The 22,890-nt window shown below is 70.3% G+C and carries 20 protein-coding genes and 1 pseudogene; 19 read left to right on the top strand and 2 right to left on the bottom strand.

The window, feature by feature from the left end; genetic code table 11:
* Positions 1-30: 30 nt before the first annotated feature.
* The 8 genes and pseudogenes from ACNNMR_RS06605 (at position 31) to prcA (ending at position 7,694) form a co-directional block, all read left to right on the top strand.
* Entirely contained in the window at positions 31-936 is a 906-nt protein-coding gene (locus ACNNMR_RS06605) for a tRNA (adenine-N1)-methyltransferase (protein ID WP_419993578.1), read from the top strand.
* A 109-nt stretch (positions 937-1,045) separates the two neighbouring features.
* Positions 1,046-1,645 carry a hypothetical protein gene (locus ACNNMR_RS06600; protein WP_419993577.1) on the top strand — a complete coding sequence of 200 codons (600 nt, stop codon included), beginning with the start codon at positions 1,046-1,048 and terminating at the stop codon, positions 1,643-1,645.
* Positions 1,646-1,915: 270 nt separating this feature from the next.
* Positions 1,916-3,679 carry a proteasome ATPase gene (arc, locus tag ACNNMR_RS06595; protein ID WP_419993576.1) on the top strand — a complete coding sequence of 588 codons (1,764 nt, stop codon included), beginning with the start codon at positions 1,916-1,918 and terminating at the stop codon, positions 3,677-3,679.
* Positions 3,680-3,934: 255 nt separating this feature from the next.
* Complete coding sequence (dop, locus tag ACNNMR_RS06590) at positions 3,935-5,446, top strand: depupylase/deamidase Dop (protein ID WP_419993575.1); 1,512 nt, start codon at positions 3,935-3,937, stop codon at positions 5,444-5,446.
* A 168-nt stretch (positions 5,447-5,614) separates the two neighbouring features.
* Positions 5,615-5,830 (top strand): ubiquitin-like protein Pup, encoded by a 216-nt coding sequence (locus tag ACNNMR_RS06585; RefSeq protein ID WP_419993574.1) that lies wholly within the window; start codon positions 5,615-5,617, stop codon positions 5,828-5,830.
* A 53-nt stretch (positions 5,831-5,883) separates the two neighbouring features.
* A pseudogene (locus tag ACNNMR_RS06580) lies at positions 5,884-6,048 on the top strand (endonuclease VII); the annotation flags it as partial.
* A complete protein-coding gene (gene prcB, locus ACNNMR_RS06575) occupies positions 6,000-6,845 on the top strand; it encodes a proteasome subunit beta (RefSeq protein ID WP_419993573.1) in 846 nt (281 codons plus the stop codon). The pseudogene ACNNMR_RS06580 and the gene prcB, both read left to right, overlap by 49 nt.
* A gap of 54 nt (positions 6,846-6,899) precedes the next feature.
* On the top strand, positions 6,900-7,694 hold the full coding sequence (gene prcA, locus ACNNMR_RS06570) for a proteasome subunit alpha (protein ID WP_419993572.1): 795 nt from the start codon (positions 6,900-6,902) through the stop codon (positions 7,692-7,694).
* A gap of 73 nt (positions 7,695-7,767) precedes the next feature.
* On the opposite strand, the gene ACNNMR_RS06565 is transcribed toward prcA, so the two are convergent.
* Positions 7,768-8,793: a LacI family DNA-binding transcriptional regulator gene (locus tag ACNNMR_RS06565; RefSeq protein WP_419993571.1), complete on the bottom strand. Its 1,026-nt coding sequence runs from the start codon at positions 8,791-8,793 to the stop codon at positions 7,768-7,770.
* An 89-nt stretch (positions 8,794-8,882) separates the two neighbouring features.
* Between ACNNMR_RS06565 and ACNNMR_RS06560 the strand changes: the two genes are divergently transcribed.
* From ACNNMR_RS06560 to ACNNMR_RS06510, 11 genes are all read left to right on the top strand, one after another.
* Complete coding sequence (locus ACNNMR_RS06560; protein ID WP_419993570.1) at positions 8,883-10,157, top strand: MFS transporter; 1,275 nt, start codon at positions 8,883-8,885, stop codon at positions 10,155-10,157.
* Between the two features lie 9 nt (positions 10,158-10,166).
* On the top strand, positions 10,167-11,528 hold the full coding sequence (gene pafA / locus ACNNMR_RS06555) for a Pup--protein ligase (RefSeq protein ID WP_419993569.1): 1,362 nt from the start codon (positions 10,167-10,169) through the stop codon (positions 11,526-11,528).
* A gap of 92 nt (positions 11,529-11,620) precedes the next feature.
* On the top strand, positions 11,621-12,610 hold the full coding sequence (locus tag ACNNMR_RS06550; RefSeq protein ID WP_419993568.1) for an FKBP-type peptidyl-prolyl cis-trans isomerase: 990 nt from the start codon (positions 11,621-11,623) through the stop codon (positions 12,608-12,610).
* A gap of 70 nt (positions 12,611-12,680) precedes the next feature.
* Entirely contained in the window at positions 12,681-13,055 is a 375-nt protein-coding gene (locus ACNNMR_RS06545) for an FKBP-type peptidyl-prolyl cis-trans isomerase (protein WP_419993567.1), read from the top strand.
* A gap of 143 nt (positions 13,056-13,198) precedes the next feature.
* Positions 13,199-14,191: a helix-turn-helix transcriptional regulator gene (locus ACNNMR_RS06540; protein WP_419993566.1), complete on the top strand. Its 993-nt coding sequence runs from the start codon at positions 13,199-13,201 to the stop codon at positions 14,189-14,191.
* A 20-nt stretch (positions 14,192-14,211) separates the two neighbouring features.
* Complete coding sequence (locus tag ACNNMR_RS06535; RefSeq protein WP_419993565.1) at positions 14,212-15,162, top strand: helix-turn-helix transcriptional regulator; 951 nt, start codon at positions 14,212-14,214, stop codon at positions 15,160-15,162.
* Positions 15,163-15,202: 40 nt separating this feature from the next.
* Complete coding sequence (locus ACNNMR_RS06530) at positions 15,203-15,388, top strand: hypothetical protein (protein ID WP_419993564.1); 186 nt, start codon at positions 15,203-15,205, stop codon at positions 15,386-15,388.
* A gap of 165 nt (positions 15,389-15,553) precedes the next feature.
* On the top strand, positions 15,554-15,838 hold the full coding sequence (gene tatA, locus ACNNMR_RS06525) for a Sec-independent protein translocase subunit TatA (RefSeq protein WP_419993563.1): 285 nt from the start codon (positions 15,554-15,556) through the stop codon (positions 15,836-15,838).
* A gap of 54 nt (positions 15,839-15,892) precedes the next feature.
* Positions 15,893-16,864, top strand: coding sequence for a twin-arginine translocase subunit TatC (gene tatC / locus ACNNMR_RS06520; protein ID WP_419993562.1), 972 nt, complete (start codon positions 15,893-15,895; stop codon positions 16,862-16,864).
* Positions 16,865-16,939: 75 nt separating this feature from the next.
* Positions 16,940-19,765, top strand: coding sequence for a DEAD/DEAH box helicase (locus ACNNMR_RS06515; RefSeq protein ID WP_419993561.1), 2,826 nt, complete (start codon positions 16,940-16,942; stop codon positions 19,763-19,765).
* A 32-nt stretch (positions 19,766-19,797) separates the two neighbouring features.
* Positions 19,798-21,315, top strand: a complete 1,518-nt coding sequence (locus ACNNMR_RS06510) for an oxidoreductase (RefSeq protein ID WP_419993560.1) — start codon at positions 19,798-19,800, stop codon at positions 21,313-21,315.
* Here ACNNMR_RS06510 and ACNNMR_RS06505 read toward each other — a convergent pair.
* Positions 21,290-22,864 (bottom strand): MFS transporter, encoded by a 1,575-nt coding sequence (locus ACNNMR_RS06505; protein ID WP_419993559.1) that lies wholly within the window; start codon positions 22,862-22,864, stop codon positions 21,290-21,292. The two genes, ACNNMR_RS06510 and ACNNMR_RS06505, sit on opposite strands and share 26 nt — an antisense overlap.
* Between the last annotated feature and the right edge of the window lie 26 nt (positions 22,865-22,890).

Below are 22,890 nucleotides of genomic sequence, written 5' to 3'. Positions count from 1 at the left end.
CCGGCGCCGCCAGGCCTGTACGCTGGGACTATGTCCGAACCGACCGGTGCCGCCCGCCGACGTGGGCTCTTCCAGGTCGGGGATCAGGTACAGCTCACCGACCCCAAAGGCCGCCACTACACGTTCACGCTCGAAGCCGGGAAGGCGTTTCACACCCATAAGGGTTCCTTCCCCCATGACGAGCTGATCGGGGCCCCTGAGGGCACCGTCGTGCGCACCACCGGGAACGTCGCCTATCTTGCGCTGCGCCCCTTGCTCCCCGACTACGTCCTGTCCATGCCCCGCGGCGCAGCCGTCGTCTATCCCAAGGACGCCGGCCAGATCCTCGCCTTCGCCGACATCTTCGCGGGTGCCCGCGTCGTCGAGGCCGGCGTCGGGTCCGGCAGCCTGAGCATGTTCCTGCTGCGCGCCATCGGCGACCACGGGATGCTGCACAGCTACGAGCGCCGCGAGGACTTCGCGAAGATCGCGAGCGACAACGTCGAGCGGTACTTCGGCGGCCCGCACCCCGCCTGGCAGCTCACCGTCGGCGACCTCCAGGACAACCTCAGCGACACCGAGGTCGACCGCGTCATCCTGGACATGCTCGCCCCCTGGGAGTGCATCGACGCGGTGGCGAAGGCGCTCGTCCCCGGCGGCCTGCTCTGCGCGTACGTAGCCACCACGACGCAGCTCGCCCGCACCGTGGAGACCATCCGCGAGTACGGCTCCTTCAACGAGCCCGCGGCCTGGGAGACGATGGTCCGCAACTGGCACATCGAGGGCCTCGCCGTCCGCCCCGACCACCGCATGATCGGGCACACCGGCTTCCTGCTCACCGCCCGCCGCCTCGCCGACGGCGTCGAGCCCCCGATGCGCCGCCGCCGGCCCGCCCCGGGCGCGTACGGCGAGGACTACACCGGCCCCAACAGCGGCCGCGGGCGCGGGTCCGAGTAAGCGCTGAACTCGCCACGCCAGAACGGGTGCCGGTCCTTCCCCCGACCGGCCCGTTCTGGCAACATGCTGGCCACCCCCACGGCCACAGCTATCCCAGGAGACCCTCCGCGTGCAGCCCCTGGAAGGCGCAGAACTCCCGCACGAACTCCCGCACGACCTCGCTCACACCCGCTTCCGCCCTGCCCACTGGCTCGCCACCGCGGCCGCCCTGGCCGCCGTCGTCGCCGGCTCCGCGCTGCTCCAGCCCGACGGCGCGAACGCCGCCCACGCCCAGGACGGCAAGCAACTCCGCGGCCCCGACCCGGCCACCGCCCTCTATCCGGGCGTACGCTGCGGTGAACACCGCCCGCAGGTGCTGGCGAAGGGCTCCGCCGACCTCGACCACGACGGCCGCCCCGAGACCGCCGCCGTGGTGCGCTGTCCCGCGGGCATCGGCACCCCGCCGAGCGGGGCGTACATCCTCGGCGAGCCGGCCACCAAGGACGCGCCGCCGCGCATCCTCGCGACCCTGGTCGACCCGAAGGACGGCATGACCGTCAGTGACTTCTCGGTCCGCGACGGTGAGATTTCGGCCACAATCCTCGGCTACTCCTCGAAGGACGTGCCGCGCTGCTGCCCCGATCAGCAGGCCAAGCTCAAGTGGGACTGGAACAACGGCAAGTTCGACCGCCACGTCCTGCCCGCACCTGGTGACACGGCCTCCGTCTGAGGCCCCGCAGCAGGCCCGCAACGGCCCCATCAGGGCCGCGACCAGCCCGCGACACGCCCGTACGGAATCACGCCAGAAGGTCACCGACCGGGCCGGCAACACATCCGTTCGCTTTCCGATGTTGCTCAGTGGGTATTCCCCTGGCGTGAGGACGTGCGCAAGGGTGATGATCAGAAACACCCCGACGTCTTTTTGATCTAGGGGTTTCAACTGGGACGTCTCCAGGTAGGGTCAGGAAGCGTCCAGCTCCCCTTGGAGGAGGTGAGGACCGTGGCAGCCCACGACGACGACATGAACCGCGGCAACCGGAGCGGCCGGGGCGAGGACCCGACCGGTCAGATTGCCTACCTCGAGCAGGAGATCGCCGTCCTGCGACGCAAGCTCGCCGACTCTCCGCGTCACACGAGAATTCTCGAAGAGCGGATCGTCGAGTTGCAGACCAATCTGGCCGGAGTCTCCGCCCAGAACGAACGGCTTGCGAACACCCTCCGCGAGGCCCGCGACCAAATCGTGGCCCTCAAGGAAGAGGTCGACCGGCTTGCACAGCCGCCGGCCGGCTTCGGGGTGTTCCTCCAGGCCAACGAGGACGGCACCGCAGACATCTTCACCGGAGGCAGGAAACTCCGCGTGAACGTCAGCCCCAGCGTTGAACTCGACGAGCTCCGGCGCGGACAAGAGCTCATGCTCAATGAAGCGCTGAACGTGGTCGAGGCCATGGAGTTCGAGAAATCCGGGGACATCGTCACCCTCAAGGAGATCCTCGAGGACGGCGAACGGGCCCTGGTGGTCGGGCACACCGACGAGGAGCGGGTGGTGCGGCTCGCCGAGCCGCTGCTGGACATCACCATCCGCCCCGGCGACGCCCTGCTGCTCGACTCCCGTTCCGGCTATGTCTACGAGATCATTCCCAAGAGCGAGGTCGAAGAGCTGGTCCTCGAAGAGGTACCGGACATCGACTACACCAAGATCGGCGGCCTGGGCGGCCAGATCGAGATGATCCGCGACGCCGTCGAGCTCCCGTATCTCTACCCAGATCTCTTCAAGGAGCACGAACTGCGGCCGCCCAAGGGCGTGCTGCTGTACGGGCCCCCAGGCTGCGGCAAGACCCTCATCGCCAAGGCCGTCGCCAACTCGCTGGCCAAGAAGGTCGCCGAGGTCACCGGGCAGCCCGCGGGGAAGTCCTTCTTCCTCAACATCAAGGGCCCCGAGCTGCTGAACAAGTACGTCGGCGAGACCGAGCGGCACATCCGCCTGGTCTTCCAGCGTGCGCGGGAGAAGGCGAGCGAGGGCACCCCCGTCATCGTCTTCTTCGACGAGATGGACTCCCTCTTCCGCACCCGCGGCTCCGGAGTCAGCTCGGACGTGGAGAACACCATCGTCCCGCAGCTGCTCTCCGAGATCGACGGCGTGGAGGGCCTGGAGAACGTCATCGTCATCGGCGCCTCGAACCGCGAGGACATGATCGACCCGGCGATCCTGCGGCCGGGACGACTGGACGTAAAGATCAAGATTGAGCGTCCGGACGCCGAAGCCGCGAAGGACATCTTCTCCAAGTACCTGAAGAAGACCCTGCCGCTGCACACCGACGATGTCGCCGAGCACGGCGACAACCGGGAAGCCGCCGTGGCCGGCATGATCCAGTCGGTCGTCGAGCAGATGTACGCCGAGTCCGAGGAGAACCGCTTCCTCGAGGTCACGTACGCCAACGGCGACAAGGAAGTCCTGTACTTCAAGGACTTCAACTCCGGCGCAATGATCGAGAACATCGTCGGCCGCGCCAAGAAGATGGCCATCAAGGCCTTCCTCGAACACAACCAGAAGGGCCTGCGCGTCTCCCACCTGCTCGCCGCGTGCATCGACGAGTTCAAGGAGAACGAGGACCTTCCCAACACCACCAACCCCGACGACTGGGCCCGAATCTCCGGCAAGAAGGGCGAGCGGATCGTCTACATCCGTACGCTCGTCACCGGAAAGCAGGGCGCCGACACCGGCCGGTCCATCGACACGGTGGCCAACACCGGCCAGTATCTGTAATCCCCGCCGTCCGGCTGCGGACCCCCGTGCGGGGGGCTCCGCAGCCGGACGCTGCATAACGGGGGGAACTGTTACTGGACCGCGCGCGACCGGCATCGAAAGCCATATCAAAGCAATGACCGTAATGATCTCCCCACCGCCGCAAAGGCGTTCTAGGCTCTTCGGTACCGGTGCGCGAACCGCCAACGTGCCGGACACGCAGCGGTACTTGAGCACCGTCCCGGGCAGAGGGCGGTGCCGGGCAAGGAGGGCCGCATGACCGTACGGCGAGTAATGGGCATCGAGACCGAGTACGGAATCTCCGTCCCGGGCCACCCGAACGCCAATGCCATGCTCACCTCGTCCCAGGTCGTCAACGCCTATGCGGCGGCGATGCACCGGGCGCGCCGCGCCCGCTGGGACTTCGAGGAGGAGAACCCGCTGCGGGACGCCCGCGGCTTCGACCTCGCCCGCGAGGCGGCGGACTCCAGCCAGCTCACGGACGAGGACATCGGCCTGGCCAATGTGATCCTCACCAATGGCGCGCGGCTGTACGTGGACCACGCGCACCCCGAGTACAGCGCCCCGGAAGTCACCAACCCCCGCGACGCCGTCCTGTGGGACAAGGCCGGCGAACGCATCATGGCCGAGGCGGCGGAGCGTGCTGCCGCCCTGCCCGGCGCCCAGCCCATCCACCTCTACAAGAACAACACCGACAACAAGGGCGCGTCCTACGGCACCCACGAGAACTATCTGATGAAGCGGGAGACCCCCTTCTCGGACATCGTGCGGCACCTGACGCCCTTCTTCGTCTCCCGCCAGGTCGTCACCGGCGCCGGCCGCGTCGGCATCGGCCAGGACGGCCATGAGCACGGCTTCCAGCTCAGCCAGCGGGCGGACTACTTCGAGGTCGAGGTGGGCCTGGAGACCACCCTCAAGCGCCCCATCATCAACACCCGGGACGAGCCGCACGCGGACGCCGAGAAGTACCGCAGGCTGCACGTCATCATCGGCGACGCGAACCTGTCGGAGATCTCGACGTATCTGAAGCTGGGCACGACCGCCCTGGTGCTGTCGATGATCGAGGACAACTTCATCGCCGTGGACCTGGCGGTGGATCAGCCCGTACGGACCCTGCACCGGGTCTCGCACGACGCGTCGCTCGGGCATTTGATCGAGCTGCGCAGCGGGCGGACGCTGACGGCCGTTCAGCTCCAGATGGAGTACTGCGAGCTCGCCCGGAAGTACGTCGAGGACCGCTTCGGCGCGGACGCGGACGAGCAGACCAAGGACGTGCTCAGCCGCTGGGAGGACACCCTCAACCGGCTCGAGTCCGACCCGATGAGCCTCGCCGGCGAGCTGGACTGGGTCGCCAAGAAGAAGCTCCTGGAGGGCTACCGCCGCCGTGACAGCCTCGACTGGGACGCGGCGCGGCTGCAGCTCGTCGACCTGCAGTACGCGGACGTACGGCCCGACAAGGGGCTCTACAACCGCCTCGTGGCCCGCGGCTCCATCAAGCGGCTGCTTCAGGAGGCGGACGTGGAGCGCGCGAAGGGCGCGCCGCCCGAGGACACCCGGGCGTATTTCCGCGGCCGCTGCCTGGAGCAGTACGCCGACGACGTCGCCGCGGCCTCGTGGGACTCGGTCATCTTCGATCTCCCGGGTCGTGACTCGCTGCAGCGGGTACCCACGCTTGAGCCGCTGCGCGGGACCCGGAACCACGTCAAGGAGCTCCTGGACCGGTGCCGTACGGCCGAGGACCTGGTGCGGGTGCTTTCCGGCGGCTGAGCGCCCGCTCAGCCGGGCTGAGCTGCGGCGAAGCAGGGCTGAAAAGGTGCCGGAACGGGAATCACAAGGGTGGTACTCGGACGTTGTAACGAGTGAGGGGCCGATGTCGGACCCTCCTTGTAGGGTCTGATCTTGAGTACGTCGAACCGAGCGAGCGGGGTGAGGGAAATGGCGACTAAGGACACCGGCGGCGGCCAGCAGAAGGCGCAGCGCCCGACCGAGGAAGTCGAGGAGGCGCCGGAGGCACAGGCCTCCGAGGATCTGAAGGAGCGGCAGGAGAAGCTGTCGGACGACGTGGACGACGTCCTGGACGAGATCGATGACGTCCTCGAGTCCAATGCCGAGGATTTCGTACGTTCATTCGTCCAGAAGGGCGGGCAGTAGTACGCGCCCGCGGCGGAGTTGCCCTCGCCGGCCTCGCTCAGGGGCCGGCCGGGGCAACTGCCGCAGAGCATGTGGATCACGGCCACGGTCCGGGTAGGGTCCGTGGCGTACTCAGCTTCAGCTGCGAAGCAGCAACTTGCGGAGCAGCAACTTACGTGGAAGGAAACGCGTGGAAGCCAACCCTCGTAGCACCGGGCGTCTACCGGCTGCCTTCCTGACGCCGGGCTCGTCGTCGTTCATGGAGTTCCTCGGGGAGCATGCTCCGGAGCGGCTCCCCGGGAATCGCGACCTGCCTCCCGTCAAGGGCAAGATCGAGGCCCCCCATGGCACGACGATCGTCGCCGCCACCTTCCCCGGCGGCGTCGTGCTCGCCGGCGACCGCCGCGCCACCATGGGCAACATGATCGCCCAGCGGGACATCGAGAAGGTATTCCCCGCCGATGAGTACTCCGCCATCGGCATCGCGGGGACCGCCGGGCTCGCCGTCGAAATGGTCAAGCTCTTCCAGCTGGAGCTGGAGCACTTCGAGAAGGTCGAGGGCACCGTCCTCTCCCTCGAAGGCAAGGCCAATCGCCTCACCACCATGATCCGGCAGAACCTCGGCATGGCCATGCAGGGCCTCGCCGTGGTGCCCGTCTTCGCCGGGTGGGACCTCACCCGCGAGCGCGGCCGGATCTTCACGTACGACGTCACCGGCGGCCGCTCGGAGGAGAAGGGCTTTGCCGCCGTGGGCTCCGGTTCGGTGTTCGCCCGGGGCTCGCTGAAGAAGCTGTATCGCGACGACCTCACCCAGGACCAGGCCGCCACCGCCGTCGTCCAGGCGCTCTACGACGCCGCCGACGACGACTCCGCCACCGGCGGTCCCGACATGGCCCGCAAGATCTTCCCGATCGTCACCGTCATCACCGACGAGGGCTTCCACAAGCTCTCCGAGGCCGAGGTCTCGGAGATCGCCCGTTCCGTGGTGGACCGCCGGCTGGAGCTGCCGGACGGCCCGCGGGCCGAGGTGCTCTAGACGATGGCTTTCGCGAAGGTCTTTTCCAACAAGGCAGAAAGGGACGGGTAGCCGGTGTCCACACCGTTCTATGTCTCACCGCAGCAGGCCATGGCGGACCGCGCCGAATACGCCCGCAAGGGCATTGCGCGCGGCCGTAGCGTCGTGGTCCTGCAGTACGCCGACGGCATCCTTTTTGTGGCCGAGAATCCGTCCCGCGCGCTGCACAAGGTCAGCGAGATCTATGACCGGATCGCGTTCGCGGCGGTCGGCAAGTACAACGAATTCGAGAACCTCCGTATCGGCGGCGTCCGCTACGCCGACCTGCGCGGCTATACCTACGACCGTGATGATGTCACCGCGCGCGGCCTCGCCAACGTCTATGCCCAGACCCTCGGCACGATCTTCTCCTCCGCCGCCGAGAAGCCTTATGAGGTCGAGCTGATCGTGGCGGAGGTGGGGGAGGCCCCCGCCGACGACCAGATCTACCGGCTGACGCACGACGGCTCGATCGTCGACGAGCACGGCTCGGTGGCGGTCGGCGGCAATGCCGACCAGATCTCCAGCCATCTCGACCAGCGGCATCGCGATGAGATGACGCTTGCCGAGGCGCTGAAGCTGGCCGTGGAGGGCCTCGCCCGCGATGCCAACGGCTCGGACCGCACCCTCACCGCGGACCAGCTCGAGGTGGCGGTGCTGGACCGGACCCGGGCGCAGCAGCGGAAGTTCAAGCGCGTGCTGGGGCGGCAGCTGTCCCAGCTGCTGGAGGGGGAGCAGGCCGCGGGGTCGTCCTCCGACGACGATGCCCCGTCCGGTGGCGCGAAGACCGCGCCCGAGGAGGAGGACCTCGACCTGCCCGACGAGGAGTAACACTCCCGCTTTCTCAACCCCGTTCCGCCCCGGTCGGCTTCCCGCCGCCGGGGCGGAGCCATGCGCGGGGCCCTCAGCGCCCCGCTGCGGCCGCCGTGGAGCCCCGTACCACCAGCGACACCGGCACGGTCGTCCCGGGCGGCCGGTCGCCCTCCAGGACGGCGCGGAGCGCGCGCATGCCCGCCGCGCCGACGGCCTCCGCGGGGAGCCGTACGGTCGTCAACTCCGGCTCCACCGCAGTGGCGAGGGCCAGGTCGTCGAAGCCGGTGACAGACACGTCCTCGGGTACGCGCAGGCCCAGCCGCCGCACCGCCTTGCAGGCGCCCGCGGCCAGGATGTCGTCGTCGCACACCAGCGCCGTCGGCGTCCAGTCCCGCCCCCGCAGGGCCCGCTCGGCCGCCTCCCGGCCGCCGTCCACGCTGAGCTCCGCCGCCTCGGTGCGGACCACGGCGCCGTCCACATGCCGCACCGCCTGCGACAGCGCCCGGGCGCGTACGGAGAAGGTCCAGGTCTCGACGGCGGCGGCGATGTGCGCGATGCGGCGGTGGCCGCGGCGCAGCAGGTGGGCCATGACCTGGTGCATGCCGTCGTCCAGGTCGAGGTTGACGGTGGCGGCCGCGGTGGGGTCGGCCGGGTCGCTGTCGAGCATCACCAGGGGAAGGTCGCCGCCGCGGACGCCCTCCAGGGAGCCGGCCGCCATCGACGAGGCGATGATGCCGTCGAGGGCCGCCCGGCCCGGGTCGAAGGGGTGCCTGGCGGGTCCCGTGCCCTCGGGGGAGGGGTAGAGGACGACGCCGAAGCCGTGTTCCGCCGCGACCCGGGAGGCGCCGGCGTAGACGCGGGCGAAGAACTCGTTCGTCAGCGCCGGGACCACCAGCAGCGCCGTGCGGGTGCCGCCCATGCGCAGGCTGCGGGCGGCGAGATTCGGCCGGTAGCCGAGGTCGGCGGCGGCCTGGCGGACGGTGGCCGCGGTGGGCTCCGAGACGCGGCCGCGCCACTTGCCGCCGAGCACAAGGGACACGGTGGCCTGCGAGACGCCCGCGCGGCGGGCGACATCGCGGCTGGTGACGGCGGCGGGGGAGCGGGGCACGGTCGCCATCGTACGGTCCGCGTGGTTAAGTTATACGTACAACGTCAAGGCGCGACGGAAGCGCCCAGGACGGGAGAGCCGAAGGGGCGGGCGGGGCGATGGCACAAGCGGCGGGACTGGCCGGATATGTCGAGCTGCTGCGTACGAAGCACGCGGCCCGGCTGCTCGGCGGCACGCTCCTGGGCAGGCTGCCGAACGCCACCGCGGCGCTCGCGATCGTGCTCTTCACTCGCGCCGAGGGCGGCTCGTACACGCTCGCCGGCATCCTGTCCGCCGTATACGGCGTGGGCACGGCGATCGGGCAGCCGCTGCTCGGGCGGGCCGTCGACCTGTGGGGGCAGCCGCGGGTGATGCTACCGGCGGCGCTGCTGTCGGGCCTCGGCATGGGCATGTTCGCCCTCGTCGGCATCGAACCGCTGCCCCTCGCCTATGTCGCAATGATCATCGCCGGCGTCTTCACCCCGCCGCTGGAGGGCGGGCTGCGGGCGCTGTGGCCGAGCGTGGTGGGACGCGGCCCGAAGGTGCACGCGGCGTACGCGCTGGACGCCATCGCGCAGGAGGTCATGTTCGCCCTCGGCCCGCTGCTGGTGACGCTCCTCGTCGCCGCCTGGAGCGAGGCCGCGGCGCTGCTCGTCATCAACGTGGCCGGGGTGCTCGGCGCGCTGTCCGTCGTGATCTCCCGGCCCTCGCGCCGCTGGCGGTCCGAGCCGCGGGAGGCGCACTGGCTGGGGGCGCTGCGCTCGCCCGGGCTGCTGGTGCTGCTCGGCTGCTTCTTCTTCGTAGGCATCGCGCTCGGCTCGATCGCCGTGGCCGCCGTGGCGTACGGGACGGAGGAGGGCAATGACGCGGCCGCCAGCTATCTGCTCTCCGCGCTCGGCTTCGGCGCGCTCATCGGCGGCCTGGTCTACGGGGCCCGGCAGTGGCCCGGGCGGGCCGAGCGGCGGCTGCTGCTGCTCATCGGCGGCCTGGCGGCCGGATATCTGCCGCTCGCGCTCGCGCCGGGCGTGGCCGCCATGACCGTGCTCGCCACCGTCTCCGGCCTCTTCCTGGCGCCCGCGCTCGCCTGCTCCTTCGTCGTGGTCGACCGGGTCGCGCCCAGCGGGACGGTCACGGAGGCGTTCTCGTGGCTGGTGACCAACTTCAGCGTGGGCGCCGCCATCGGCACCGGAGTGGCGGGACCGGCCATCGAGGCGGGCGGCGCGCCCGGCGGATTTCTGGTCGCCGGGGTGGGCGGCATCGCCGCGCTGGCCGTGCTGCTGGCGGCCGCGCCAGTACTCCTGCGCCCCGTAAGTACCGCCGGACCAGCGGCATTGCCGGAAAATGATCGAATCGGTGCGGTCGAACCCGGTTTCACGACCGGGCATCAGGCGTAATGTTCAGTCATGGACCGCCGCATCTTCGGGCTGGAGAACGAGTACGGCGTCACATGCACGTTCAGGGGGCAGCGCCGGCTGTCGCCGGACGAGGTGGCGCGGTACCTCTTCCGCCGAGTCGTTTCCTGGGGCCGCAGCAGCAATGTCTTTCTCCGTAACGGGGCCCGCCTCTATCTAGACGTGGGCTCGCACCCGGAGTACGCCACTCCGGAATGTGACAACGTCATCGAGCTCGTCACCCACGACAAGTCCGGTGAGCGCATTCTCGAGGGCCTGCTGGTGGACGCGGAGCGCCGGCTGCACGAGGAGGGCATCGCCGGCGACGTCTACCTCTTCAAGAACAACACCGACTCCGCGGGGAACTCCTACGGCTGCCACGAGAACTATCTGGTGGCCCGGCACGGCGAGTTCTCCCGGCTGGCCGACATCCTGATCCCCTTCCTGGTGACCCGGCAGCTGATCTGCGGCGCGGGAAAGGTGCTGCAGACCCCGCGCGGGGCTGTCTACTGCGTGAGCCAGCGCGCCGAGCACATCTGGGAGGGCGTGTCGTCCGCGACCACCCGCTCCCGGCCCATCATCAACACCCGCGACGAGCCGCACGCCGACGCCGAGCGCTACCGGCGCCTGCACGTCATCGTGGGCGACTCCAACATGTCCGAGACCACGATGCTGCTCAAGGTCGGGGCCACGGACCTCGTCCTGCGCATGATCGAGGCCGGCACCGTCATGCGCGACCTCACCCTGGAGAACCCGATCCGGGCCATCCGCGAGGTCAGCCATGACATGACAGGACAGCGCAAGGTGCGCCTGGCCAGCGGGCGGGAGGCATCCGCCCTCGAAGTCCAGCAGGAGTACTACGAAAAGGCCGTGGACTTCTGCGAGCGCCGCGGTATCCGCACCGGCACCATCGAGCGGGTTCTGGAGCTGTGGGGCCGTACGCTCGAATCCATCCGCAACGAGGACCTGGACAAGATCTCCACCGAGATCGACTGGGTGATGAAGCACCAGCTCATCGAGCGCTACCGGGCGAAGAACAACATCACCCTGTCGCACCCCAGGATCGCGCAGATAGACCTCGCGTATCACGACATCCACCGCCGGCGCGGCCTGTACTACCTGCTGGAGAAGCGGGGGCAGGCGGCCCGGGTGTGCAATGACGTGAAGATCTTCGAGGGCAAGTCGGTGCCGCCGCAGACCACCCGGGCGCGGCTGCGCGGCGACTTCATCCGCCGGGCGCAGGAGCAGCGCCGCGACTTCACGGTGGACTGGGTGCACCTGAAGCTGAACGATCAGGCGCAGCGCACGGTGCTGTGCAAGGACCCGTTCCGGTCGGTGGACGACCGGGTGGAGAAGCTGATCGCGGGCATGTGAGGTACCCGCGCGTGTGACCTTGAGGGGTCGGGCAGTCGAGGCCGTACAGTGGCAGGACTGCCTGGCCCCTCACACATTCTGTTTGGACCCCCATGAACCTCAGCAAGACGACGCGCCTGGGCGCGGCCCTGGTCGTCCCTGCCCTGCTCTTCACCGCTGCCTGCGGTTCCGACGACTCCTCCGACTCGGGGAAGGGCTCGGGCAGCACGGTCTCCACCGTGTCCGGGAAGTTCGGCGAGCAGCCGAAGATCACCGCCCCCAAGGACGCGAAGGCGCCGGACGAGGTGGCCGTCAAGACCCTCGTCGCGGGCAAGGGCGACAAGATCGCCAAGGGTGACCAGGTGCGCCTGGACATCGCCGGGCAGGCGATGAAGACCAAGCAGGACCTCGGCTCCACCTGGGCCACCGCCAAGAAGGGCGCCAAGGGCCCGCACCAGCAGCTGATCGAGAAGGTCGGCCAGCCGAGCCAGAGCCTGCCGCCGAAGGTCCAGGAGGCGCTCATCGGCGCCAAGCCCGGCAGCCGGCTGCTGGTCGAGGGCACCGCGGGCGCCATCGTCGGCAAGGCCCTGAACCCGCAGGCCGGCATCAAGAAGACCGACGGCCTCACCTGGGTGCTCGACGTCCGCGGCGCCGCCAAGATCGACTCCAAGGCCGAGGCCGAGGGCAAGAACGCCGCCGTCAAGGCCGGCCTGCCCAAGGTCGAGAACCCGTCGCAGAAGCCCGCCAAGATCACCATTCCGAAGGGCGAGGACGCCCCGGAGAAGCTCGACCAGCAGACGCTGATCAAGGGCGACGGCCAGAAGATCGAGGCCGGCGACGGCGTCATCGCCCAGTACACCGGCGTGGCCTGGGAGGACGGCAAGAAGTTCGACTCGTCCTGGGACAACGGTGGCGCCACCCCGTTCCAGATCGGCACCGGCGCGGTCGTCAAGGGCTGGGACAAGACGCTCGTCGGCAAGAAGATCGGCGACCGGGTGCTGATGGTCGTACCGCCGAAGGACGCCTACGGCACCGACAAGAAGGCCCACAAGCTGGGCGGCAAGACCCTCGTCTTCGTCGTCGACGTCGTCGGCAAGGTCTGAGCCGAGCCCCCTGGGGACGGCAGTGGCGGGTCTGGAAGACTTGGCCCGTCATCGCATTGAGGAGCTATTCGTGAGCATCGACAAGCCCGAGGTCGACTTCCCGGGCGGCGAGCCCCCGGCCGACCTGGAGATCAAGGACCTGTGGGAGGGCGAAGGCCCGGTGGCGAAGGCCGGCGACAATGTCGCCGTGCACTACGTCGGGGTCTCCTTCTCGTCCGGCGAGGAGTTCGACGCCTCCTGGAACCGCGGCCAGCCGCTGCGCTTCCAGCTCGGCGCCGGCCAGGTCATCCCCGGCTGGGACAACGGCGTGCAGGGCATGAAGGTCGGCGGCCGCCGCCAGCTGATCATCCCGCCGCACCTGGCGTACGGCGACCGCGGCGCCGGCGGCGGCCGGATCGCTCCCGGCGAGACGCTGATCTTCGTCTGCGACCTGGTGTCCGTCTGACCACAGGTGCAAACAGCGGCCCCCGTCCTGTGAGGCGGGGGCCTGCGCTTTTGCGGGGGGCCGCGGTAGCGGTACCGTCGATGTTTGCAGCTGCCCGGACGCCGTCCGGCGGGGCTGACGGGTGAAGGGGACAAGGGACATCGATGGCGATCGCCAAGGCCGAGCGGCTGATGAACCTGGCGCTGTGCCTGCTCAGCACGCGGCGTCCGCTCTCCAAGCGTGAGCTGCGCGCCTCCATCGAGGCGTATGTGGAGGCCTTCGGCCAGGGGCGGTACGGGGCGGACCCCGATGCCGCCGATGAATCCTTCAACCGGATGTTCGAGCGCGACAAGGACGACCTGCGCGAGCTCGGCATGGTCATCGAGACGGTCGAGAGCCTCGACGGCGAGACCGGCTATCTGGCCCGCCGCGACCGCAACACCCTGCCGCCCGTCTCCCTCGACCCGGAGGAGGCCGCCGCGCTCGGCCTCGCCGCCAAGGTGTGGCAGCACGCCCGGCTCGCGGGCGCGGCGAGCGGCGCGCTGCAGAAGCTGCGCGCGGCGGGCATGCCGGACGGCGGCGATCCGTACGAGGGCGGGCACAGCGCGATCGAGCCGCGGATCCCGGCGCGGGAGGCTTCGTTCGAGCCGCTGATGCTGGCGTGCCGCGACCGGCGCCCCGTCGTCTTCGACTACCGCAAGTCCAACTCCCCGCAGCCGCAGCCCCGCCATGTCGAGCCCTGGCAGCTGGAGTGCTGGCGCGGCCAGTGGTATCTCGCCGGTTACGACCGGGACCGCGGCGCCGAGCGGGTGTTCCGGCTCTCCCGTATCACCGGCAAGGTGCGCAACCGCGGCCGCGGCTTCACCGCCGAGGTGCCCGACCGGGTCACCGTCCGCGAGACGGTCGCGGCCTGGGCGGGCGAGCTCGCCGACCGTACGGCCAGGATCCGGCTGCGCACCGGCGCCGGCTATCCGCTGCGGGCCAAGGCGCTGTCCGTACGGGAAGCGGCCGAGCCCGGCTGGGACGAGCTGGAGATTCCGTACGGGCACGGGCTCGACGCCTGGCTGGTCGAGTTCGGTCCCGATGTGGTGGTGCTGGAGCCGGCGGAGCTGCGCGCCGATGTGATCGACCGGCTGCGCGCGGTCGCCAAGGGCTGAAGGGGAGCTGCGTCAAAGCCATGGCCAATGCCATCGATCAGACCCGGCGGATGCTGTCGCTGGTGACGTATCTGCGGGAGCGGAACGGCGCGCGGGTGGGCGATGTCGCCCGCGCCTTCGGGATCAGCGAGGACGAGCTGATCGCGGACCTGGATGTGCTGCCGATGTGCGGCACATCCTTCCGCGGCGGCGATCTGCTGGACATCGACACGGACGGGGACCGGATCTGGTTCCGCAACCCCGGCGCGACCGAGACCGGCGAGCCGCTGCGGCTGGCGGCGGACGAGGCCACGGCGCTGCTGGTCGCGGCGCGAGCGGTGGCCACGCTGCCCGGGCTGCGCGCGGGCGACCGGGACGCGCTGGTACGGGCCACGGCGAAGCTGGAGGCCGCCGCCGGGGAGGTCGCGGGCGCCTCGTCGCGGCTTTCCGTCACCTTCGAGTCGGAGGGCGGCGTCTTCGCGGACGTCGACCGGGCGATCTCGGAGGGCCGGCGGCTGTGGCTGCGCTACTACTCACCCGCGCGGGACGAGCTGACCGAGCGGGAGGTCGACCCGATCCGGCTGTTCGCGGTCGGCCACACCTACGTGGAGGCGTGGTGCCGGCTGACGGAGGCGCGCCGCACCTTCCGCCTCGACCGGGTCGCGGAGATCCGGATCCTCGACGAGCCGTCCGACCCGCCGCCGATCGAGCCGCGCGACCTCTCCGAGGGCATCGTGCGGACCACGGAGGAGGACCCGGAGGTCGTGGTCGAGGTGGGGCCCGGCGGCCGGTGGGTCGCCGAGTACTACCCGCACGACAGCGCCGAGGAGCTCCCCGACGGCGGGCTGCGGGTGACGCTGCGGGCACCGGACCCGTCGTCGCTGCGCCGCCTCGCCCTGCGGCTCGGCCGGGACGGCCGCATCACCGCGCCCGCGGAGCTCGCCGACGCGGCGCGGGAGGCGGCGGTCAAGGCGCTTGCCGCATACGAATAAGGTGCTGGCGGCATACGAATAGCGCGATACGCTGACCGACATGCTCTGGGCCATGATCGCTGTCACTCTCGGCTTCTTCGGTATCGCCGTGCTGGGCGTGCTGGCCGTACGGGTCGGCCTTGAGGTGCGGCGCCTGGCGCGCGAGGTCAGCGCGGCTGAGCGGGCTGTGACCGCTGCGGCGGAGTCGCTGGAGCGGGCCGCAACGCCACTGGTGACGCGGAGGTGACCCTCCCCACCAAGGGGTGGTGCGGGGTACGCTTCAAGCTGGCCGTGGCCCTGCGAGCGAGGCGGGGGCCGCAACCAGGTGTCCGCACGGGCATTGCCGGGCGTTCACCCTGTCGGGTTACGATCCCAGCCAGACCCACGCCGCCTCGGTGAGAAGGTATAGCCAATGTTTGGACGGCTCGGAGCACCCGAGATCATCCTGATCCTCGTTGTCATCATCCTGCTGTTCGGCGCGAAGAAGCTTCCCGACATGGCTCGCTCCCTGGGGAAGTCCGCCCGGATCCTCAAGAGCGAGGCCAAGGCGATGAAGAAGGACGGCAAGGGCGACGACGACGCCGCTCCGGCCGACCCGCCCACCAGCGAGGCCCCGAAGACCATCCAGGCCGCCCCGGGCGACGTCACCAGCTCCCGCCCCGTCACGGAGCCGACCGACAAGACCACGCAGCGCTAGTACGCTGCGGCACCGTAGTCGGTACCGGACATGCGCATGAGATGAGGACGTGGGTTGCTGAAGGTTGCCCGCCGCAGCGAACGCGAGGACAGGGACCCCGAGGGGCGGATGCCGCTCGCGGAGCACCTGCGCGAGCTGCGTAACCGCCTGGCGAAGGCGTTGCTGGCGATCGTGCTGGTCACGATCGTGGCGGCGTTCTTCTACATGGACATCGTCGACTTCTTCACGAGGCCGGTGCTGGACTCCGTCGGCTGCAAGAAGTCGTTCGCTGACCTCGCCAAGCTCGATGAGGGGGATCGCTGTGCGCAGATCACCATCAATGGTCTGCTGACGCCCTTCACGCTGGCTCTGAAGGTCTCGCTGATGGCCGGCCTCGTCTTCGCGTCGCCGATCTGGCTGTACCAGCTGTGGGCGTTCCTCGCGCCCGGCCTGCACCGCCACGAGAAGAAGTACGCGCTGAGCTTCGTCGGTGCGGGCTTCCCGCTGTTCCTGCTGGGTGGCCTCTTCGCATATCTGGTGCTGCCCACGACCGCGAAGGTCCTGATCGAGTTCACCCCCGTCGGCGTGGGTAACCTGCTGCCGCTGGATGACCTGCTCGACTTGATCGTCCGCATGGTCGTGGTCTTCGGGCTCTCGTTCGAGTTGCCGCTGCTGCTCGTCATGCTCAATATCGGCGGTGTCATCACGGGCCGCCGGATGATCGGCTGGTGGCGCGGCATGATCATGGGCATCACGGTCTTCGCCGCGATCGCCACCCCCTCCACCGACCCGCTGACGATGCTGGCGCTGGCGCTGCCGATCGTGATCCTCTACTTCGGCGCGGCGATCTTCTCGCTCATGAACGACCGCCGCCGGGACCGTATCGAGGCGGCCAAGACCGACCCCGACGAGGCCGAGGACCTGGATCTCCCGGAGGACCTCGAGGACGTCGAGTCCGTGACGGCGGCCCCGGTGCTGCCCGAGCAGTCCGGCAGCCCCGAGGACGACGGCCCGGCCCGGCGCAACGGATACGACGACATCACCTGATCCGCGCCGGGCGGCGACGGGCACCGTAAAAGATCGCGTGCGCTGTCACACCCGGCCGGTAGGCTCGGTGCCAAGATGACCGACGACGAGACCCTCGCGCCTGCCGAGGCGTACGCCGCATCCCGGCGTCGCGCCGTCGAGCAGGCCACCGATCTGTACACCTTCCGCGGGCTGTACGACTTCGCTCTGGACGAGTTCCAGGTCGAGGCGTGTCAGGCACTAGAGGCCGGGAAGGGGGTGCTGGTCGCCGCGCCCACCGGCTCGGGCAAGACCATCGTCGGCGAGTTCGCCGTCCACCTCGCCCTCGCCCAGGGCCGCAAGTGCTTCTACACGACCCCCATCAAGGCGCTGTCGAACCAGAAGTACGGCGATCTCGTCCGGCGGTACGGCGCCGACAAGGTCGGCCTGCTGACGGGCGACAATTCCGTCAACTCCGAGGCGCCGGTGGTCGTGATGACCACCGAGGTGCTGCGGAACATGCTGTACGCGGGCTCCCAGACGCTGACCGGCCTCGGCTATGTGGTCATGGACGAGGTGCACTACCTCTCCGACCGCTTCCGCGGCGCCGTCTGGGAAGAGGTGATCATCCACCTCCCGGAGTCGGTCACCCTCGTCTCGCTGTCGGCGACCGTCTCCAATGCCGAGGAGTTCGGCGCCTGGCTGGACACCGTCCGCGGCGACACCGAGGTCATCGTCTCCGAGCACCGCCCGGTGCCCCTGTGGCAGCACGTGATGGCCGGGCGGCGGATGTACGACCTCTTCGAGGAGAAGGCCGGCAAGAAGGGCGGCACCGCCCGCGAGGTCAACCCCGATCTCGTACGGCTGGCGCGGATGGAGGCCGCCCGGTCGCCGCACAGCCGGGAGCGCGGCGGCCGCCGCCGGCTGCGCGAGGCCGACCGCGAGCGGGAGCGGCGCGCCCGCAGCCGCGTCTTCACGCCCAGCAGGGTCGAGGTCATCGAGCGGCTCGACGCGGAGGCGCTGCTGCCCGCGATCACCTTCATCTTCAGCCGGGCCGGGTGCGAGGCCGCCGTGCAGCAGTGCCTGTACTCCGGGCTGCGGCTCAATGACGAGGCGGGCCGGCTGCAGGTCCGCGAGATCGTCGAGGAGCGTACGGCCGACATCCCGCGCGAAGACCTCCACGTGCTGGGGTATTTCGACTGGCTGGAGGGCCTGGAGCGGGGCATCGCCGCGCACCACGCCGGGATGCTGCCGACCTTCAAGGAGGTCGTGGAGGAGCTCTTCACCAAGGGCCTGGTCAAGGCGGTCTTCGCCACCGAGACGCTGGCGCTGGGGATCAACATGCCGGCGCGGTCCGTGGTCCTCGACAAGCTGGTGAAGTGGAACGGCGAGCAGCACGCCGACATCACCCCGGGCGAGTTCACGCAGCTCACCGGCCGTGCCGGGCGCCGTGGCATCGATGTCGAGGGCCATGCGGTGGTGCTCTGGCAGCGGGCGATGAACCCGGAGCAGGTCGCGGGCCTCGCCGGCACCCGCACGTATCCGCTGAAGTCCTCCTTCCGGCCGTCGTACAACATGGCGGTCAACCTGGTCTCGCAGTTCGGGCGGCACCGGTCGCGGGAGCTGCTGGAGACGTCGTTCGCGCAGTTCCAGGCGGACCGCTCGGTCGTCGGGATCTCGCGGCAGGTGCAGAAGAACGAGGAGGGGCTGAGCGGTTATCGCGAGGCGATGACCTGCCACCTCGGCGACTTCGACGAGTACGCGCGGCTGCGCCGCGACCTGAAGGACCGGGAGACGGAGCTGGCGCGGCAGGGCGCGGCCCAGCGGCGGGCCGCGGCGGCGGTGGCGCTGGAGAAGCTCAAGCCGGGGGATGTCATCCACGTCCCGACGGGCAAGTTCGCGGGCCTGGCGCTCGTCCTCGACCCGGGCGTGCCCGGCGGGCGCAGCAACGGCCACCGCGGCTTCGACCACCAGGACGGGCCGCGGCCGCTGGTGCTGACCGTCGGCCGGCAGGTCAAGCGGCTCGCCTCCGCCGACTTCCCGGTGCCGGTGGAGCCGCTGGACCGGATGCGGATCCCCAAGTCCTTCAACCCGCGCAGCCCGCAGTCCCGCCGCGACCTCGCCTCCGCGCTCCGTACGAAGGCGGGCCACCACGAGCCGAAGCGGCACCGCAAGGACCGCTCGCAGGCCGCCGACGACACCGAGATCGCCCGGCTGCGCACCGAGATCCGCGCCCACCCCTGCCATGGCTGCGACGAGCGCGAGGACCACGCCCGCTGGGCCGAGCGCTATCACCGGCTGCGCCGCGACACGCGCCAGCTGGAGCGGCGCATCGAGGGCCGTACGAACACCATCGCCAAGACCTTCGACCGAGTGTGCGCGCTGCTCACCGACCTCGGCTACCTGGAGGGTGACAAGGTCACCGCCGACGGCAAGCGGCTCGCCCGGCTCTACGGCGAGCTCGACCTGCTCGCGTCCGAGTGCCTGCGCGAGGGCGTCTGGGAGGGCCTCGGCGCCGCCGAGCTGGCCGCCTGCGCGTCGGCGCTGGTCTTCGAGGCCCGGCAGTCCGACGACGCCATGCCGCCCAAGCTGCCGACCGGCAACGCCCGGCACGCCCTGGGCGAGATGGTGCGCATCTGGGGCCGCCTCGACGCCCTGGAGGAGTCCCACAAGATCGACGAGGCGGAGGGCGTCGGCCAGCGCGAGCCGGACCTCGGCTTCGCCTGGTCCGCGTATCAGTGGGCGCAGGGCGCCAGCCTGGATACGGTGCTGCGCGACTCGGAGATGCCGGCGGGCGACTTCGTGCGGTGGTGCAAGCAGCTCGTCGACGTGCTGGGGCAGATCGCGGCGGCGGCGCCGCAGGACGGCACGGTGGCGCGGGCGGCGCGCAAGGCCGTCGATGAGGTGCGGCGCGGGGTGGTGGCGTACAGCTCGGTCGGGTGACCGGCGGGGACAGCGCGGTTTACGCTGCCCGCGTGCTGTCGACTGACGAACTGACACCGCCCGAGCGGCAGTTGTGGGATGCCTTCCCGGAGGGCCGGACGGTGGACCTGACCGTGCGCGAGCCGCTGTGGCGGCCGGATCCGTACGAGGAGGAGGACGAGCCGGAGCCGTGGACGCCGGAGGGGCGGTGGGAGGCGCGGCATACGGTGCGGGCTCGGGTGATCGCCGCGCTGCTGCTGGGGGCGAATCCAGCGGCGGCGGGCGCGGTCGCGGCGCTGCGGCTGCACGGCGCCCGAATCGTCGGCGAACTCGATCTGAGCGGCGCCGAGACCCCGCACCTGATCTCCTTCAGCCGGTGCAGCTTCGCGGCTCCGGTGACGCTGCACGGTGCCGGCACATCCTCGATTCGTCTGCTCCGCTGCGAAGTGCCCGGCATCGAGGCCCACTTGCTGCGCATCGAAGGCACGCTGAACCTGACCGGCAGCGTCATCGACGGGCGGGTGGGCCTGAACAACGCCCGTATATCCGGGCAGCTGCACCTGTCCGAAGCCCGGATCGGGGGCGACGGCACCTGGGCGCTGACCGGCGGCGGCCTGGAGATGGGCGGGGGAGTCTTCGGCCGCCGCGGGTTCGTCGCCGATGCCGGGGTGCGGCTGGCCGGAGCGAGGCTCGCCGGCGGGGTCTTCCTGGAGGGCGCGCGGCTGGCGGCAGCATCGGGGGAGCGGCTTGCCCTCTCGGCCGACAACGCCTCCGTGACGGTGATGCTGCTGTCGGACGGCTTCGCCGCGGCGGGCTTCATGGACCTGGCCGGCATGCAGGTCAGCGACCGGCTTTCGTTCGCGGGTGCCGACCTGGCCGAGGTCGACGAGGTCAGGTGCCGTCGACTCCAGGGCGGGGACCTGGACTTCACCCCCGCCGTGGCGCCCGCGAAGTCCGTGGACCTGCGCGGCGCGAAGGTCGCCACCCTGCACCACGGTCCCCACACCTGGCCCGACGAGGTGCGCCTCGGTGACCTGCAGTACGAGGGGCTGCACTACACCGATCCCGAAGGTGTGGGCATGCCCGAGCGCATCGCCTGGCTGCGCCGATCACGCGGCTACAGCCCCCAGCCGTACGAGCAACTGGCCGCCTGGTACCGGCGGATCGGCCACGACCACAACGCCCGCGGCGTGCTGCTGGCCAAGCAGCGCGACCGCCGCCGCACCCTGCGTCCGCTCGCGCGCCTGTGGGGCTATCTGCTGGACGGCACCGTCGGCTACGGATACCGCCCCTGGCTCGCCGGGTTGTGGCTGGCGGTGGTCGCGGCGCTGGGCACTGCAGTCTTCGCACAGGCCGACCGGATCCCGATCAAGCCCGACGACAACCCCGGCTTCCACCCTCTCGTCTACACCCTCGACCTGCTCGTCCCCATCGGCGGCTTCGGGATGCGGGACGAGTGGCGATGGGTGAATGGGGGCGCGCAGGGGCTGGCGTACGCCCTCGTCGCAATCGGGTGGATCCTGACCACCGCCGTCGTCGCCGGCGTCAGTCGGACTCTGAACCGGACCTGAACTTCGCCCGATCCGCGGCAGCATCCGCGGCGGCCTCCGCCACCGGATCCGCCTCGGCATCCGCCGCCGCGTCCGACACCGCCGGCCCGCTCCCGTGCACCGGCCCGCCGTTCACCAGCACCGCCGCGGCAATCGCCGCCAGCAGCAGCGCGCCCGCCGCCCACCACGTCGCCGTGTGGAAGCCCTCCACCGTCGACTTCAGGCCCAGCGCCCGCTGCTGCCCCGGGCTCATGCCCGGCACCGCGTGGTCCTTCGCGTACGCCGTCGTGGCGCTCGTCGCGATCGTGTTCAGCAGCGCCGTGCCCACCGAACCGCCCACCTGCTGCGCGCTGTTCAGCGTCGCCGAGGTGACGCCGGAATCGTGTGGCGCCACGCCCGCCGTCGCGGTGGCGAAGACCGGCATGAAGACGCAGCCCATGCCGAGGCCGAGGATCATGATGGCGGGCAGCACGTGGCTCGCGTAGCCCGTGTCAACGCCGATGCGGGTCAGCAGCATCAGGCCGATCGCGGCCAGCAGCAGGCCCGGCACCATCAGCGCCCGCGGCGGCAGCTTGTCCAGCAGCCGGGCGGAGACCTGGGTGGAGCCGATGATGATCATCGCGGTCATCGGCAGGTACGAGAAGCCGGTCTTCAGCGGTGAGTAGCCCAGGACGCCCTGGAAGTAGTACGTGAGGAAGAGGAAGACGCCGAACATGCCGATCGTCGTCAGGCCCATCGCCAGAAAGGCGCCGGCGCGCTGCCGGTCCTTCACGATGTGCAGCGGCAGCAGCGGGTGGCGGGCCTTGGTCATCCAGTACGTGAACAGCGCCAGCAGCACCACGCCGCCGATCAGCATGCCGAGGACGAGGCCGTCGTCCCAGCCGCGCGGCTCCGCCTCGCTGAAGCCGAAGACGATGGCCAGCAGGCCGCCGCAGCCGAGCAGCACGCCCGGCACGTCGAGCCGGGCGCCGGGGCGGCCGGGGGAGTCGTGCAGCAGGCGCACGGCGCCCAGCGCGGCGATGATCGCGATCGGGATGTTGACGTACAGGCACCAGCGCCAGTCCAGGTATTCGGTCAGCACGCCGCCCGCGATCAGGCCGATCGCCGAGCCGCCGCCGGCGATCGCGCCGTAGATGCCGAAGGCCTTGCTGCGTTCCTTGGGGTCGGTGAACGTCGTCGTCAGCAGGGAGAGCGCGGCGGGCGCGAGCAGCGCCGCGAAGACGCCTTGGAGGGCGCGGGCGGCGTACAGCATGCCTTCGCCGGTGGCCGCGCCGCCGAGCGCGGAGGCGGCGGCGAAGCCGATCAGGCCGATGATGAACGTCCGCTTCCGGCCCGCCAGGTCCGTGATCCGGCCGCCGAGCAGCAGCAGGCCGCCGAAGGCGAGGGTGTATGCCGTGATCACCCATTGCCGGTTGTTGTCGCTCATGCCGAGCTCGCGCTGCGCGGAGGGCAGGGCGATGTTCACGATGGTCATGTCGAGCACGACCATCAGCTGGGCGAGGGCGATGACGACCAGCGCCCACCAGCGCATGGGGTCGGGCTCGGCAGGGCGGATGCCTTGATCGCTCATTGCTCCATCGTGACTCCGTATGGGTG

It is taken from the genome of Streptomyces boninensis (assembly GCF_048572725.1).
In the GTDB taxonomy this organism is placed as follows: Bacteria; Actinomycetota; Actinomycetes; order Streptomycetales; family Streptomycetaceae; genus Streptomyces; species Streptomyces boninensis.
The sequence above is the reverse complement of the archived record's forward strand: the minus strand, read 5'-3'. Positions and strand labels throughout refer to the sequence as shown.